Source organism: Nocardioides sp. CCNWLW239 (genome assembly GCF_037137035.1).
In the GTDB taxonomy this organism is placed as follows: Bacteria; Actinomycetota; Actinomycetes; order Propionibacteriales; family Nocardioidaceae; genus Nocardioides.
In genome coordinates, this window is the sequence record NZ_JBBBNW010000002.1 from 1,152,839 (window position 1) to 1,166,589 (window position 13,751).

Annotated in this window: 14 protein-coding genes; 7 read left to right on the forward strand and 7 right to left on the reverse strand. The window is 67.0% G+C overall.

Going from position 1 to position 13,751, the window contains the following annotated elements; all coding sequences use genetic code 11:
* Positions 1-19: 19 nt before the first annotated feature.
* The 3 genes from gyrB to recF all read right to left on the reverse strand — a co-directional run bounded on the left by gyrB (position 20) and on the right by recF (position 4,146).
* Positions 20-2,083: a DNA topoisomerase (ATP-hydrolyzing) subunit B gene (gene gyrB / locus WBG06_RS11310; protein ID WP_336736941.1), complete on the reverse strand. Its 2,064-nt coding sequence runs from the start codon at positions 2,081-2,083 to the stop codon at positions 20-22.
* Between the two features lie 355 nt (positions 2,084-2,438).
* The gene (locus WBG06_RS11315; RefSeq protein WP_336736777.1) at positions 2,439-3,005 is read right to left on the reverse strand and encodes a DUF721 domain-containing protein; all 567 of its coding nucleotides are present in this window, start codon (positions 3,003-3,005) and stop codon (positions 2,439-2,441) included.
* Entirely contained in the window at positions 2,998-4,146 is a 1,149-nt protein-coding gene (gene recF / locus WBG06_RS11320; RefSeq protein WP_336736779.1) for a DNA replication/repair protein RecF, read from the reverse strand. The genes WBG06_RS11315 and recF overlap by 8 nt, the downstream gene beginning before the upstream one ends.
* A gap of 29 nt (positions 4,147-4,175) precedes the next feature.
* Here recF and WBG06_RS11325 point away from each other — a divergent pair, with 29 nt between their 5' ends.
* Positions 4,176-4,598, forward strand: coding sequence for an NINE protein (locus WBG06_RS11325; protein ID WP_336736781.1), 423 nt, complete (start codon positions 4,176-4,178; stop codon positions 4,596-4,598).
* Entirely contained in the window at positions 4,573-5,019 is a 447-nt protein-coding gene (locus WBG06_RS11330) for a DUF2752 domain-containing protein (RefSeq protein WP_336736782.1), read from the forward strand. The genes WBG06_RS11325 and WBG06_RS11330 overlap by 26 nt, the downstream gene beginning before the upstream one ends.
* Before the next feature lie 46 nt (positions 5,020-5,065).
* Here WBG06_RS11330 and gnd read toward each other — a convergent pair whose 3' ends face one another.
* The 3 genes from gnd to dnaA all read right to left on the reverse strand — a co-directional run bounded on the left by gnd (position 5,066) and on the right by dnaA (position 9,806).
* A complete protein-coding gene (gnd, locus tag WBG06_RS11335; RefSeq protein WP_336736942.1) occupies positions 5,066-6,010 on the reverse strand; it encodes a phosphogluconate dehydrogenase (NAD(+)-dependent, decarboxylating) in 945 nt (314 codons plus the stop codon).
* A gap of 3 nt (positions 6,011-6,013) precedes the next feature.
* Entirely contained in the window at positions 6,014-7,153 is a 1,140-nt protein-coding gene (gene dnaN / locus WBG06_RS11340) for a DNA polymerase III subunit beta (protein WP_336736783.1), read from the reverse strand.
* Positions 7,154-7,895: 742 nt separating this feature from the next.
* On the reverse strand, positions 7,896-9,806 hold the full coding sequence (gene dnaA / locus WBG06_RS11345; RefSeq protein ID WP_442945453.1) for a chromosomal replication initiator protein DnaA: 1,911 nt from the start codon (positions 9,804-9,806) through the stop codon (positions 7,896-7,898).
* A gap of 396 nt (positions 9,807-10,202) precedes the next feature.
* Between dnaA and rpmH the strand changes: the two genes are divergently transcribed.
* Genes rpmH through WBG06_RS11370 form a run of 5 tightly spaced genes read left to right on the forward strand, consistent with a single transcriptional unit; the run spans position 10,203 to position 12,556 of the window.
* Positions 10,203-10,340, forward strand: coding sequence for a 50S ribosomal protein L34 (gene rpmH, locus WBG06_RS11350; RefSeq protein WP_008355531.1), 138 nt, complete (start codon positions 10,203-10,205; stop codon positions 10,338-10,340).
* A 25-nt stretch (positions 10,341-10,365) separates the two neighbouring features.
* On the forward strand, positions 10,366-10,716 hold the full coding sequence (rnpA, locus tag WBG06_RS11355) for a ribonuclease P protein component (RefSeq protein ID WP_336736788.1): 351 nt from the start codon (positions 10,366-10,368) through the stop codon (positions 10,714-10,716).
* Positions 10,717-10,730: 14 nt separating this feature from the next.
* Positions 10,731-11,045: a membrane protein insertion efficiency factor YidD gene (gene yidD / locus WBG06_RS11360; RefSeq protein ID WP_336736944.1), complete on the forward strand. Its 315-nt coding sequence runs from the start codon at positions 10,731-10,733 to the stop codon at positions 11,043-11,045.
* Between the two features lie 3 nt (positions 11,046-11,048).
* On the forward strand, positions 11,049-12,038 hold the full coding sequence (gene yidC / locus WBG06_RS11365) for a membrane protein insertase YidC (protein ID WP_336736790.1): 990 nt from the start codon (positions 11,049-11,051) through the stop codon (positions 12,036-12,038).
* An 11-nt stretch (positions 12,039-12,049) separates the two neighbouring features.
* The gene (locus WBG06_RS11370) at positions 12,050-12,556 is read left to right on the forward strand and encodes a Jag family protein (RefSeq protein ID WP_336736792.1); all 507 of its coding nucleotides are present in this window, start codon (positions 12,050-12,052) and stop codon (positions 12,554-12,556) included.
* A gap of 185 nt (positions 12,557-12,741) precedes the next feature.
* Here WBG06_RS11370 and WBG06_RS11375 read toward each other — a convergent pair whose 3' ends face one another.
* Positions 12,742-13,497 (reverse strand): L,D-transpeptidase family protein, encoded by a 756-nt coding sequence (locus WBG06_RS11375; RefSeq protein WP_336736794.1) that lies wholly within the window; start codon positions 13,495-13,497, stop codon positions 12,742-12,744.
* Positions 13,498-13,751: the final 254 nt, after the last annotated feature.

Consider the following 13,751-nt stretch of genomic DNA (forward strand, 5'->3'; position numbering starts at 1 on the left):
TCGCTGCGCTCGTCACTCCTCAGATGTCGAGGAATCGGACGTCCTTGGCATTGCGCTGGATGAAGGAGCGTCGCTCGGCGACGTCCTCACCCATCAGGATGGAGAAGATCTCGTCGGCGTGGGCAGCGTCCTCGAGGGTGACCTGCAGCAGCAGTCGCTGCGACGGGTCCATCGTGGTCTCCCACAGCTCGTCGGCGTTCATCTCGCCCAGACCCTTGTAGCGCTGGACCGGGTTCTCCTTGGGCAGCTTCTTGCCCTGCTCGAGGCCGTCGCGCATGAGCGCGTCACGCTCGGCGTCGGAGTAGACGAACTCGTGCTCGGCCGGCTTGTTCCAGCGCAGCCGGTAGAGCGGCGGCTGGGCGAGGTAGACGTAGCCCTGCTCGATCAGCGGCTTCATGAACCGGAACAGCAGCGTCAGCAGCAGCGTGTTGATGTGGTGGCCGTCGACGTCGGCGTCGGCCATCATCACGATCTTGTGGTAGCGGAGCCGGTTGATGTCGAAGTCGTCGTGCACACCGGTGCCCAGCGCCGAGATGATCGACTGGACCTCCTGGTTGGCGAGCACCTTGTCGATCCGGGCCTTCTCGACGTTGAGGATCTTGCCTCGGATCGGGAGGATCGCCTGGATGCGCGGGTCGCGACCGGACTTGGCCGAGCCACCGGCGGAGTCACCCTCGACGATGAAGATCTCGCACTCTTCGGGGTTGGTCGACTGGCAGTCGGCGAGCTTGCCGGGCAGGCCGCCACCGCCACCGATGCCCTTGCGGTTGCGGGCGAGGTCACGGGCCTTGCGAGCCGCGATCCGGGCCGAGGCGGCAGCCATCGACTTGCGGATGACCTCCTTGCCCTCGGCCGGGTTCTGCTCCAGCCAGGCGCCGAGCTGGTCGTTGACCGCGCCCTGCACGAAGCCCTTGACCTCGGTGTTGCCGAGCTTGTCCTTGGTCTGGCCCTCGAACTGCGGCTCGCCGATCTTCACCGAGATGATCGCGGTGAGACCCTCACGGATGTCGTCACCGGTGAGCCGGTCCTCCTTCTTCTTGATCAGACCCCACTCCTCGCCCCAGCGGTTGATCAGGGTGGTGAGCGCGGCCCGGAAACCCTCTTCGTGGGTGCCGCCGCCCGGGGTGTTGACCGTGTTGGCGAAGGTGTGGACCGACTCGTTGTAGGAAGACGCCTGCCACTGCATCGCGATCTCGACGCTCATCGGGTTGGGCGCCTTGTCGTCGGTCTCGGTCTCGAAGGCGATGATGCTGGAGACCGGGGTCTTGCGCTTGTTGAGGTGGTCGACGTAGTCGGCCAGGCCGCGCTCGTAGTAGAAGGACTGCTCCAGGACCCGCTCGCCGTTGCCGGAGCTGTGCAGCTCGTCGGCGCCGTCGGTGTCCTGCTCGACGGTGCCGTCCTCGACCGCCTCGGCGATCGCCGAGGCCTGCGGCCGCTCGTCGCGCAGCTCGATCCGCAGCCCCTTGTTGAGGAACGCGGTCTCACGGAAGTGGCTCGAGATCGTCTCGAGGTTGTAGTCGGTCGACTCGAAGATGTCGGCGCTGGCGTTCCACGAGATCGTGGTGCCGGTGCGCTCGCCCTCCTCGAGCTCACGAACCTCGCGAAGGTCGTAGTCGGGTACGCCGCGGGTGAACTCCTGCTCCCACAGCCGGCCCCGGTTCTTGATCTCCATGTGGAGGTTGGTCGAGAGCGCGTTCACCACCGAGGAGCCGACGCCGTGCAGACCGCCGGAGACCTTGTAGCCGCCACCGCCGAACTTGCCGCCGGCGTGCAGCACGGTCAGCGCCAGGGTCGCGGCCGGGATCTCCTGGCCGGCCGCGGTGTCGGTCGGGATGCCTCGGCCGTTGTCGGCGACGCTCACCCAGCCGTCCTCGCGCAGCGTCACCTTGATGGTGTCGCAGTAGCCGGCGAGCGCCTCGTCGACCGCGTTGTCCACGATCTCCCAGATCAGGTGGTGCAGGCCACGGGCTCCCGTCGAGCCGATGTACATACCCGGTCGTTTGCGGACCGCTTCGAGTCCTTCGAGAACCTGGATGGCAGACGCGTCGTACTCGACTCCGTCTGCGGTCTTGTCGTCCGGCATGGGAGTCGTCTGGTCGGCAGCGGTCACCGGTGCGATCCACCTGTCATTTCGGTCCGGAATCGGACATGGTGTCGGTCGGGCATGCAACGGGTCGATCAGCGCCGTGGAGGTGAAACCTAGGACGATCGACCCAATCCCTATATTACCCCGTAGAACCCCGGATTCCACGCACGCGGCCAGTCCTGAGGGGGAACTGTGCTCGAAATGAGCGTCTGTGCGTCTTCTGATGGTGTCTCTGCGCGCTCAGCAGGGGGCTGGGTGAGTCCCTATACGTTCTCGGGGCGCCCAGAGCGGCAGATCGGGACACACGGACGGAGCCTCGAACACATGTTCACGCTCCGCTGATGGCAGGTCGTCAGCCGTACGTGTCGCGTGGTCCGCGGCCGTCCCGGAGGCCGCGCGGGCCCTTCTTCCACGAGGGCAGGTGAGGTCCGAGGACCTCGATGACGAGGACGGTCCCGTGACCCAGCTCCTCGTTGAGTCGCTTGACCAGATTCGGCGCCAGCAGCTTGAGCTGGGTCGCCCATGCCGTCGAGTCGGTGCGTACGGACAGCTTGCCGTCGGCGTACGACTCGGGGGTGGTGTGGTCCGCGATCTCCTCGCCGACGATGTCGGGCCAGCGGGCCATCACGCCATGGACGCGCAGCGAGGTGTCCCAGCCGTGGTCGTTGACCATCCTGCTCACCACGGAGTCGATCAGCTGAGGGTCGCGATCGTCGGGTCGGGCGCCGGAGACGGTGCCGCGGCGGGTGGCGCTGTCCGGCGTACGCCGCTTCTTTCTCATCGTCGCCTTGGGTGCAGGCATGTTGGCCGTCGCCCGGGTCAGGGAGCGGGCGAGGTCGAGGCCGTCGGGGCGCTTTTCTGGCTCGTCGTCTTCGGAGGTGGTCTCGACAGGCTCGACCACCGGGTCCTGATCACTCACCGTGGGTCACCTCGCCGGCCTTGACGTGGTAGCGGGCGCCGGCGAGAGCGGCGGGTACGTCCTCGGGGACCGCGGCGGTGACCAGGACCTGCTCCGCGTCGGCGACCAGCTCGGCCAGCTGGACCCGGCGCTGACTGTCGAGCTCGGCGAAGACGTCGTCCAGGATCAGGATCGGGTCGTCGCCGTCGGCCCGCAGCAGGTCGTACGCCGCCAACCGGAGCGCCAGCGCGAACGACCAGGACTCACCGTGGCTGGCGTAGCCCTTGACCGGGAGCCGCTCGGCTCCGGCGCTGATGTGGAGGAGCAGGTCGTCGCGGTGGGGGCCGACGAGGCTGATGCCACGGTCGAGCTCGTCCTTCTGGCGTCGTGCCAGCTCCTCGAGGATTGCCTGGCGGAGGGTATCCACGCTCGGGGTGGTGGTCTCGACAGGCTCGACCACCGACTTGTAGGTGATCTCGGCGTCATCCCGGCTCGCGCCGCGGGCGACGGTCTCGTAGGCCTTGCCGACGTACGGCTTGAGCGCATCGACCAGCGCGAGCCGCTGGGCGAGGATCTCGGCTCCGATGCTGGCCAGATGGTCGTCCCAGACGGCCAGGGTGGCGAGCGCACCCTCGCGGGCGGAACCGCGCGCGAGGCCGGCGGTCTTGAGCAGCGAGTTGCGCTGCTTGAGGACGCGGTCGTAGTCGCTGCGTACCCCTGCCAGCCGCGGCGTACGCAGGATCATCAGGTCGTCGAGGAAGCGCCGCCGGTCGGAGGGGTCGCCCTTGACGAGGGTCAGGTCCTCTGGCGAGAAGACCACGGTGCGGACCAGACCGACCAGGTCGCGGGTGCGGGGGAGCGGGCTCTTGTTGATCCGGGCCTTGTTGGCACGGCCGGCGTTGATCTCCACCTCGAGCGTCGCCGTACGGCCGTCCCGCACGACGGCGGCACGCACGACGGCCTGCTCGGCGCCGGCCCGGACCAGCGGGGCATCGGTGGCGACCCGGTGGGACTGCAGGCGGGAGAGATAGTCGATCGCCTCGACCAGATTGGTCTTGCCCTGGCCGTTCCGCCCGACGAAGGCCGTCACGCCCGCATCGAGCGGGACCTCGACGTTCGGGTAGGAGCGGAAGTCGTGGAGAGAGAGGTGTGCGACGTACATGGAGTTTCCTCTCTCGTTAGGGTGCCTGCATGACCCAGTCTCCCAACCCGTACGGCCCGCCTCCAGGGCAACCCGCCCATGGCGCACCGGCCGGGCCCTTCTACCTGTCGGTGATGGGCCAGGTCCACGGGCCCTACCCGGTCCAGCAGCTGTCCCAGATGGCAGCTGCCGGCCAGATCAAGTCGGACACCCCGGCCAGCCTCGGCACCGACCAGCAATGGTTTCCCGTGAAACAGATCCCGGGCGTCTTCTCCAGCCGGGAATGGCTCCTCACCCTGCTGTTCTCGATCTTCCTGGGTTCGCTCGGCGTCGACCGGTTCTACGTCGGCCAGATCGGCCTCGGCGTCCTCAAGCTGATCACCTGTGGCGGCTTCGGGATCTGGACGATCGTCGACATCATCCTCGTCATCGTGCGAAAGTTCCCGGATGTCGACGGCAAACCCCTCGCCTGACCTGCGTCAGCGCTTCGCGGCGGTGAGCTCCTCGGAGGTCACCGCCGCGATCGGCCTCGGCGGGATCGCGATCGCGACGCTCCTGCCGGCCGGCGGCATCGAGGACGGGCCGGTGCTCTGCCCGTTCCGTCTCCTCACCGGACTTCCCTGTCCCGGCTGTGGCTTGACCCGGTCGTGGGTCTACCTGATGCACGGCGACCTCGGCTCGTCGCTGGCAAGCAACTGGTTCGGGCCGTTGCTCGTCCTGGGCGTCATCGTCCTGGCCGTCGTCTCGGTCCGCGCCCGGCTCGCCGGCAGGCGTCCCACCGACCTGGACAAGCTTGTCCGGAACCGGGTCGTCCTCGGTGCCTTCGCGCTCTTCCTCGCCTACGGCACCGTCCGTCTGCTCCTCACCCTGATCGGAGCAATCCCCGCCATCTAGGTGGTCGAGCCGGTGGTCGAGCTTGTCGAGACCACCGCTCCGAGGCTCAGGCCTCCGACTCAGAGATCACCGCGTGCCCACCGAACCCGTTGCGCATCGCCGCGATCGCCTTCATCGCGTGGTCGTCCTCCTGCCGCGACACGAACCGCGCGAAGAGCGAGGCCGAGATCGCGGGCATCGGGACGGCGTTCTCGATCGCGGCCTCGACGGTCCACCGACCCTCGCCCGAGTCGTCCGCGTAGCCCTTGATCTTGTCGAGGTGCTCGTCGGCGCGGAGCTGGTCGACGAGAAGATCCAGCAGCCAGGAACGTACGACGGTTCCAGTGCGCCACGACGCGAAGATCTCCGGGACGTTGTCGACGATGTCGACCTTGTCGAGGAGCTCCCAGCCCTCGGCGTAGGCCTGCATCATCGCGTACTCGATGCCGTTGTGGACCATCTTGGAGAAGTGGCCGGCGCCGGGGGTGGTGCCGCAGTGGACCAGGCCGTCCTCGGTGCCCGACGGCTTGAGCGCCTCGAAGGCCGGCATCACCTTGGCGGCGTCCTCCACGGAGCCGCCGTACATCAGGGCGTAGCCGTTCTGGAGACCCCAGACACCGCCGGAGACACCGCAGTCGACGAAGCCGATGCCCTTCTCCGCGAGGCTCTCGGCGTTCTTGGCGTCGTCGGTGTATTTCGAGTTTCCGCCGTCGACGACGAGGTCGCCCTCACCGAGGAGCTCCTTGAGCTCGGCGATCGTGGAGCGGGTCGGGTCACCCGCCGGCACCATCACCCAGACAACCTTCGGGCTGGGCAGCGCCTCGACCATCTCCGCCAGACTCGCCACGTCGGCGAGGTCAGGATTGCGGTCGTATCCGACGACGGTGTGACCGGCCTCCCGCAGGCGGGTGCGCATGTTGCCACCCATCTTGCCGAGACCGACGAGTCCGATGTCCATGCAAGGTTCCTTATCCGATGGTCGAGCTTGTTGAGACCACCCTACGAGCGACAGAAATCAGGAGAGCAGTCGCCGCGGCATCAGCAGGTAGCGGAAGCCCGGTTCTTCGCCACCCTCGGCGGGCTTGCCGCTGATCACCACGGGCTTCGGGGCCTGGGTGAACGCGAGTTCGACGACCTGCTGGTCGATGGCCTGCAGCCCGTCGAGGAGGAACTGTGGGTTGAACCCGGTGGTCAGACCCTCACCCTCCATGGTGGCCTCGATCGACTCGGACGCCTGGGCCTCGTCGCCGGAGCCGGCGTCGAGGGTGAGCACGCCGTCCTCGAAGACCATCTGGACCGCGGTGTTGCGCTCGGCGACCAGGGCGACCCGCTTGACCGACTCGATCAGGGAGGCCTTGTCGACGAGCGCGGTGGTGAGGTGCTCGGCCGGGAACAGGCTGCGCACCTTCGGGAACTCACCGTCGAGCAGACGTGTCGTGGTGCGACGTACGCCGCCCGCGGCCGCACCCTCGAAGCCGATGATGCCTTCGCCGGTGCCGGTGGTGGACAGCGCGAGGGTGACCTCGCTGCCGCTGGTCAGCGACTTGGCGGTGTCACCGAGCACCTTCGCCGGCACCAGGGCGGCCAGGCTCTCGTCGGGAGTCGCCGGGTTCCACTCGAGCTCACGGTGGGAGAGCCGGAAGCGGTCGGTCGCGAGCAGCGAGATCGTGGAGCCCTCGATCTCGAGCCGCACACCGGTCAGCACCGGGAGCATGTCGTCGCGGCCGGCCGCGGTCACAGCCTGGGCGACGGCGTGCGCGAACAGTTCCGACTTCACCGTGCCGGCGGCGGTCGGCATCTCCGGCAGCGTCGGGTAGTCCTCGACCGGCATGGTCTGCAGGCTGAACCGCGCGCTCCCACAGGTGAGCGAGACGCGGGAGCCGTCGGTGACCATCTCGACCGGCTTGGCCGGAAGGCTGCGGCAGATGTCGGCGAGCAGCTTGCCCGAGACCAGTGCCTTGCCCTCGTCGGCGACCTCTGCCGAGAGCGTCGCCCGCGCAGAGGTCTCGTAGTCGAAGGTCGAGAGCATGAGGCCCTCGTGACCCGCCTCGATCAGGAGGCCGGAGAGCACCGGAGTGCTGGGCCGAACCGGGAGGCTGCGGGCAGCCCAGGCGACGGCATCCGCGAACACGTCGCGGTCGACGCGGAACTTCACGATGACCTGTCCTTCTTCTCACTCGACATCGGGGCGTTGGAGGACATGCGGTCCGGGCTGTTGCTTGAACCTCGAGGGGAGACGCCACCGGTTCCGGAACGCCCCCGCGTTGACATGACCTGGAGTACGCATCCTGCCACGGACCGCCGACAACCGGTAAGCGCTAGGGCCCGACGGCTCTGCACAGGGCGTCCCGTGCACTCTCGAGTGCCGAGCGGGTTGTCCCCAGGGAAGGGCGTTCGTGGAATTTCACCGAGGATCCGTGGAGTAAATAGTTTCGTACGTCGTAACAGCATCTGTGGGAAATGTGGATGAGTGGCGTCTGCGCTGGTCATCGCATGAAATGTGATTCCACAGGGGGTGTGGACGTCCTGCTGAAATGACGCACGTCACTGTGGGCTGTGGACGGTTGTGGGCACGTCTTCGTGTTTTGTGCACAGGCCATCCCCTTTTCCATCCCATTTGAACGGTCGGTTCTCCACAGGTTCCGCCCAACCTGTGGGCTGTGGAGAACCTTGGGAGAACCTCGGGAAATCTCGGTGTGTGGGTTTTCGAAATCCCACAACCCGGACGAGACACCTGTGGACGACGCTCTGGAGGTGCAGCGAAGCGCCGGTGGTCGAGCCCCTCGAGACCACGCAAAGAAGCGGTGGTCGAGCCTGTCGAGAGCACCCGACCGTGACTCACGGGGTGGTCTCGACAAGCTCGACCACCGTGGGTCGCTGCTTGCGTACGTCTGGGCCTAGGCCTGGCGCGCCTGCATCTTGACGCGGTTGGTGAGCTCGGAGACCTGGTTGAAGACGGCCCGGCGCTCGGCGAGGAGCTGGTTGATCTTGCGCTCGGCGTACATCACCGTGGTGTGGTCGCGGCCGCCGAAGTGCTTGCCGATCTTGGGCAGGGAGTCTTCGGTGAGCTCACGGCACAGATACATGGCGATCTGGCGGGCCATCACGAGGTGGCGTCCACGGGAGGGACCGGTGAGCTCGTCGATCGACAGCCCGAAGTAGGCGGCGGTCTGGGCGATGATCAGGCCGGCGGTGATCTCGGGCTCGCCACCCTCGGGGATCAGGTCCTTGAGCACGATCTCGGCCAAGGTCAGGTCGACGTCCTGCCGGTTGAGGTTGGCGAACGCCGTCACCCGGATGAGGGCACCCTCGAGCTCACGGATGTTCGTCTGGATCTTCGACGCGATGAACTCGAGCACGTCCGGCGGCGCGGTGAGCCGCTCCATCGCCGCCTTCTTACGGAGGATCGCGATGCGGGTCTCGATGTCGGGCGGCTGGACGTCGGTGATCAGACCCCACTCGAACCGGTTGCGCAGTCGGTCCTCGAGCGCCTCGAGGCGCTTGGGCGGACGGTCGGAGGTGAGCACGATCTGCTTGTTGGCGTTGTGGAGCGTGTTGAAGGTGTGGAAGAACTCCTCCTGCGTCTGGGTCTTCCCCTCCAAGAACTGGATGTCGTCGATCAGCAGGACGTCGACATCGCGGTAGCGCCGCTTGAACCGGTCCTGCCGGTCGTCGCGGATCGCGTTGATGAACTCGTTGGTGAACTCCTCCGAGCTGACGTAGCGCACCTTCGCGCCGGAGTAGAGACTCCGGACGTAGTGGCCGATCGCGTGCAGGAGGTGGGTCTTGCCCAGCCCGGACTCCCCGTAGACGAGCAGCGGGTTGTAGGCCTTGCCCGGCGCCTCGCTGACCGCGACGGCGGCCGCGTGCGGGAACCGGTTGGAGGACCCGATGACGAACGTCTCGAAGGTGTACTTCGGGTTCAGCCGGGTCTCGAGGACGTTGTGGTTCGGCTCGCTCGGCCGGGTCGGCGGCCCAGGGAGGAGCGGCCGCGGCGGCACCGGCTCCTCGACGGGAGCCGCCGGAGGAGCCGGGGGATTTGTCGACATGTCGTCATAACCAGGACGTACGTCGTCCTGTCCCGCCGTCGGAGCCGGCTGACCGGGCGGCGGCGCGATCGGCGCCTGCGGACCCGAGTACGCGGCAGGTGCCTCTGGCTCGTCCCGCGGAGGGTTCGCCGGCGGGGGCCCGGGGATCAGCCCGGGCGAGCTGGGCGGGTAGACCGACTGGTGCGGGAACGCCGCCTGGCTCGGGTAGGCCCCCGGGCTGGGGTAGGTCGACTGGCCGGGGAAGGCGTTCTGCTGCTGGAGGGCAGCGGCGGCGGCTGCGTCTGCCGCGGCGATCTCCCGCTCGGAGATCATGATCGCCTGGGTGTCGGGGTCCGGGGTGACGTCGAGGTCGGGGTTGACGGTGACGGCGATGCGGATCTCGCGATGGAAGATCTCGCCCAGCGACTTCTCCAGGGAGCCGCGCAGGCGGCCCTCGATCTGGTTGCGGGTGAAGTCGTTGGGGACCTCGACGATCGCGGTCGACCCGTGCAGCGTGAGCGGCTCGCTGTCCCGGAGCCATGCGCGCTGGTTCGGCGGAAGCTCGGCCACCACCCGCGTCCATGCGGACTGGAGATCTGGCTGTGGTTCTGGCGCGAGGCCGGAGTGCTCCACAGATTCCTGCCTTCCCTGATGGCTCGGGTGGGTGGTCGTATTGATGCAGCCTGGATCGATGCAGCGGTCTGGTCTACATCCTCCACAGACTTTTCCACAAGCTGTGGAGCATCCCCGAATGTAGGCATCGGAGACCAACCGAGACACGTCGCCGTTCTCGAGAATCCGACCGTATCGGCAGGTCAGGTGGGAAATAGTGATCCCCGCGTGGCATCCCCCCGAATGCGGCCGACGCTCCTGACGCTGTGCAGGGAAACCTCGGTAGAGGACGAAGTTACCGGCTGGCGGCGGTCACGGGCAACCCGTCCTCCACAGGTGGAGGTGGAATCACAGGGGTGTGATAAGGCGCGAGTTTGACCGTGGTTTCGCCGTCCACGTACCGTTGCTAGGTCCGTCGAATCCACGGACGCCGCATGTCCACGCCTTGGTCGCCGAGGCGCGGATGGGCGGTGTTTGTTGAAACGGCCCGCCTGGAACCACCGAGGGCGACCCCATCGTGCCGGAAGAGCAACCGGCCCACACCACACCACTAAGGAAGCACCCGTGAGCAAGCGTACTTACCAGCCGAACAACCGCCGCCGTCACAAGACGCACGGTTTCCGCCTGCGCATGCGCACCCGCGCCGGCCGTGCCATCCTCGCGGCGCGCCGCCGCAAGGGTCGCGCGAGCCTGACCGTCTGAGGCCCCGGCCTCAGCCACCACGCGCGTGCTGCCACGTCGCCACCGACTGGTCGATTCGTCGGGCTTCAAAGAAGCGGTACGACGGGGCAAGCGCGCGGGCTCGAAGAGCCTGGTGGTCCACCTGCTCGTCCCCGGCAGCGGTTCAGCTGCCGACCGGGAGAGCGAGCCGCAGGTGGGCTTCGTGGTGAGCAAGGCCGTCGGTCCGGCCGTCGTCCGGAATCGTGTGAAGCGCAGACTGCGTCATCAGGCCCGGGAGTCCCTGAGCGGACTCCCGGGCTCTGCTGTGCTTGTGGTCCGTGCGCTTCCTGCTGCTGCCGAGTCGACGTACGAGCAGCTCGGTGCGGATCTGCGTCGCTGCCTGGAGCGAGTGCTGTGACCGGACGGTCCGTCGTGCGTGGTGGTCTCGACAAGCTCGAGCATCTGGTTGCGGCCGTCCTGATCGGGCTGCTCCACGTGTGGCGGACCCTGATCAGCCCGCTGTACGGGGATGTGTGCCGCTACTACCCGTCGTGCTCGGCGTACGGACTCGAGGCCGTCAAGACGCACGGCCCGTGGCGCGGGAGCTGGCTGACGGCGCGTCGTCTGGCCCGCTGTGTCCCCTGGGCCAAGACCCGGGGCTCCGACCCCGTGCCTGCACCGAAGAATCTGAGAGACCCTGAAGACCTAGTCCGTGTCAGTGCGGACCCCCCAAACCGAGGAGCCTGATCCGTGGGAGCCATAGGCGATCTGTTCGGATGGATCGCAACACCGCTGTATTACGCCATCTCGGGCATTCTGCTCGTGTGGCAGAAGGCGTTCTCGTACGTCATCCCGTCTGAAGGTTGGCAGTGGGCGCTGGCCATCGTCGGCCTGACCGTGACCATCCGCGCGCTGCTGATCCCGCTGTTCGTCAAGCAGATCAACTCCAGCCGCAACATGCAGTTGCTGCAGCCGAAGGTCAAGGAGCTGCAGAAGAAGTACGGTCACGACCGCGAGAAGCTCGCCAACGAGACCATGAAGCTCTACAAGGACTCGGGCACCAACCCGTTCGCGTCCTGCCTGCCGCTGCTGCTGCAGATGCCGATCTTCTTCGTGCTGTTCCGGATGCTCGAGCACGCCTCGAACGGCGACGGCAAGGGCTTCCTGAGCGACGAGGCCGCACACGAGTTCGCCAACTCCACCTGGCTCGGCTCGCTGCTCTCGGACCAGTTCACGACGGCCGACCACATCAGCACGTACTTCCTCACCGGGTTCCTGGTCGCGGCGATGATCGCCACGACCTTCCTGACCCAGCGTCAGCTGATGACCAAGAACATGCCGGCCGACGCGATGACCGGACAGTACGCCCAGCAGCAGAAGCTGCTGCTCTACGTGCTGCCCGTGGTGTTCGCCGTCGGTGGTATCGCGTTCCCGATCGGAACGATCCTCTACTGGACCTCCTCCAACCTGTGGACGATGGGCCAGCAGTTCTACGTGATCCGCAACAACCCCGCACCGGGGACGCCGGCGTTCGACGCCAAGCTGGAGCGGGACAAGGCCAAGCGTAAGAAGAAGGGTCTTCCCGACGCCGAGGCGGACATCGCCGAGGCCAACGAGGCGGCGGCCGAGAAGCGTCCGGCCACCCGCACCCAGCCCAAGAACCAGACCAGGAGCCAGCGGAAGAAGGCCGGCACGACGACCGGTCGCTCCACGACCCAGAAGAACGGGGGAACCAAGTGACGACTCAGGATGTGAGCGAGACCGTGACCGAGCCTGTCGAGGCGGTCAGCGACGAGACGCGTCTCAAGCAGCTCGAGCAGGAAGGTGACATCGCGGCGGACTACCTCGAGGAGCTCCTCGACATCGCCGACCTCGATGGCGACCTCGACATGGACGTCGAGGGTGACCGCGCTGCCGTCTCGATCGTGGGTGGCGAGCTGGACCAGCTCGTCGGCCGGCACGGCGAGGTCCTGGACGCGCTCCAGGAGCTGACCCGTCTCGCGGTCTACCGGGAGACCGGAGAGCGGTCCCGGCTGATGCTCGACGTCGGTGGCTACCGCGCGGACCGTCGCTCGACGCTCATGGCACTGGCCGAGGAGACGGTCGAGAAGGTCAAGGAGTCCGGCGCCCCGGTCTCGCTGAAGCCGATGTCGCCGTTCGAGCGGAAGGTCGTCCACGACGCTGTCGCCGCCGCCGGCCTCACGTCCGAGTCCTCCGGTGTCGAGCCGCGTCGCTACGTGGTCGTCCTGCCTGAGTGACACTGACACAAGAGATCGCCCCTCGTGCCAGCAGGCACGAGGGGCGATCTCTTTGTGTGGGTCTGTTTCACGTGAAACGGGCGGTGGTCGAGCTTGTCGAGACCACGCCCTGCCGTGGTGGTCGAGCCTGTCGAGACCACGATCTCCGCAACAGCGACGGTCTCGACCAGCTCGACCACCGGACCTCAGGAGCGGTAGACGACGACCCGGTCACCCACGCGGATCTGGTCGAAGACCCACGCGATGGCGGCCTTCTTCCGAACGTTCACGCAGCCGTGGGAGCAGCCGTTGTAGCCGCGAGCGGCGAAGTCTGCCGAGTAGTGCACCGCCTGGCCACCGGAGAAGAACATCGCGTAGGGCATCGGCGTGTGGTAGATCGACGACACGTGGTTGCGGCTCTTGCGGTAGACCTTGAACGCGCCCATCCGGGTCGGGTTGGCCTTGCAGCCGAAGCGGGCGTCCATCGCCTTGACGATCTTGCCGCCACGTACGTAGCGCATCCGGCGGTCGGTCTTGTCGACGCAGAGCACACGGCCGGTGAGGCAGCGCCGGTCGAGGTTGTACATCGCGGCGTCGGTCGGCGTGCTCGTCATCGAACGGAGACGGTCGAGCGTCCGCTGGTTAACCTTGCCGGTGATGGCCAGGCGCTGGTTGCGCTGGAAGACCTTGACGGCGCTGGTCGTCTTGTCGCCGTAGGTGCCGGTGACCCGGCCGGTGTAGATGTTCCGCTCCTTCAGGCGAGCCTGGAGCTTGCGAACGCCGAGGCCGGTCGAGCCCTTCTCATAGAGAACGGTGTAGGCGGTGTGCAGACTGATCTGTCCGACAGAAGCCGACGGGGCACTTGCCTGGGCGCTGCTGGTCGCAGCGATCGAGCCCAGGGAGAATCCCAAGGCAAGGAAGGTGGTGAGAAAGATCGCCACCGGCGTTCTACGGACGTTCACATCAGCTCCGTGGGGTCAAGGATGGTAGCCCGGTCGGGCGGGCTGCGGGGTCGCACAGCGAGTGCGACGTTCTACGACTAAGACGTTCGAGCGGCGTACGCGGTTGCATCTCGCGTGGCCGCCCGCGGACTCTAGCGCACCGCACGCCTCTAGGACTCCTTTACGATCGGGTTCCGTTCGGTGGTCGAGCTCGTCGAGACCACGGGGGTGTGCGTGGGGGCCTGGTGGTCTCGACAGGCTCGACCACCGGGGTG

What these genes read in the sequence shown, in the direction of transcription:
- recF (WP_336736779.1), bottom strand. Translation starts at nt 4,146, where the DNA reads ATGTACGTCGCACACCTCTCTCTCCACGACTTCCGCTCCTACCCGAAC.
- WBG06_RS11325 (WP_336736781.1), top strand. Translation starts at nt 4,176, where the DNA reads ATGACCCAGTCTCCCAACCCGTACGGCCCGCCTCCAGGGCAACCCGCC.
- gyrB (WP_336736941.1), bottom strand. Translation starts at nt 2,083, where the DNA reads ATGCCGGACGACAAGACCGCAGACGGAGTCGAGTACGACGCGTCTGCC.
- WBG06_RS11330 (WP_336736782.1), top strand. Translation starts at nt 4,573, where the DNA reads ATGTCGACGGCAAACCCCTCGCCTGACCTGCGTCAGCGCTTCGCGGCG.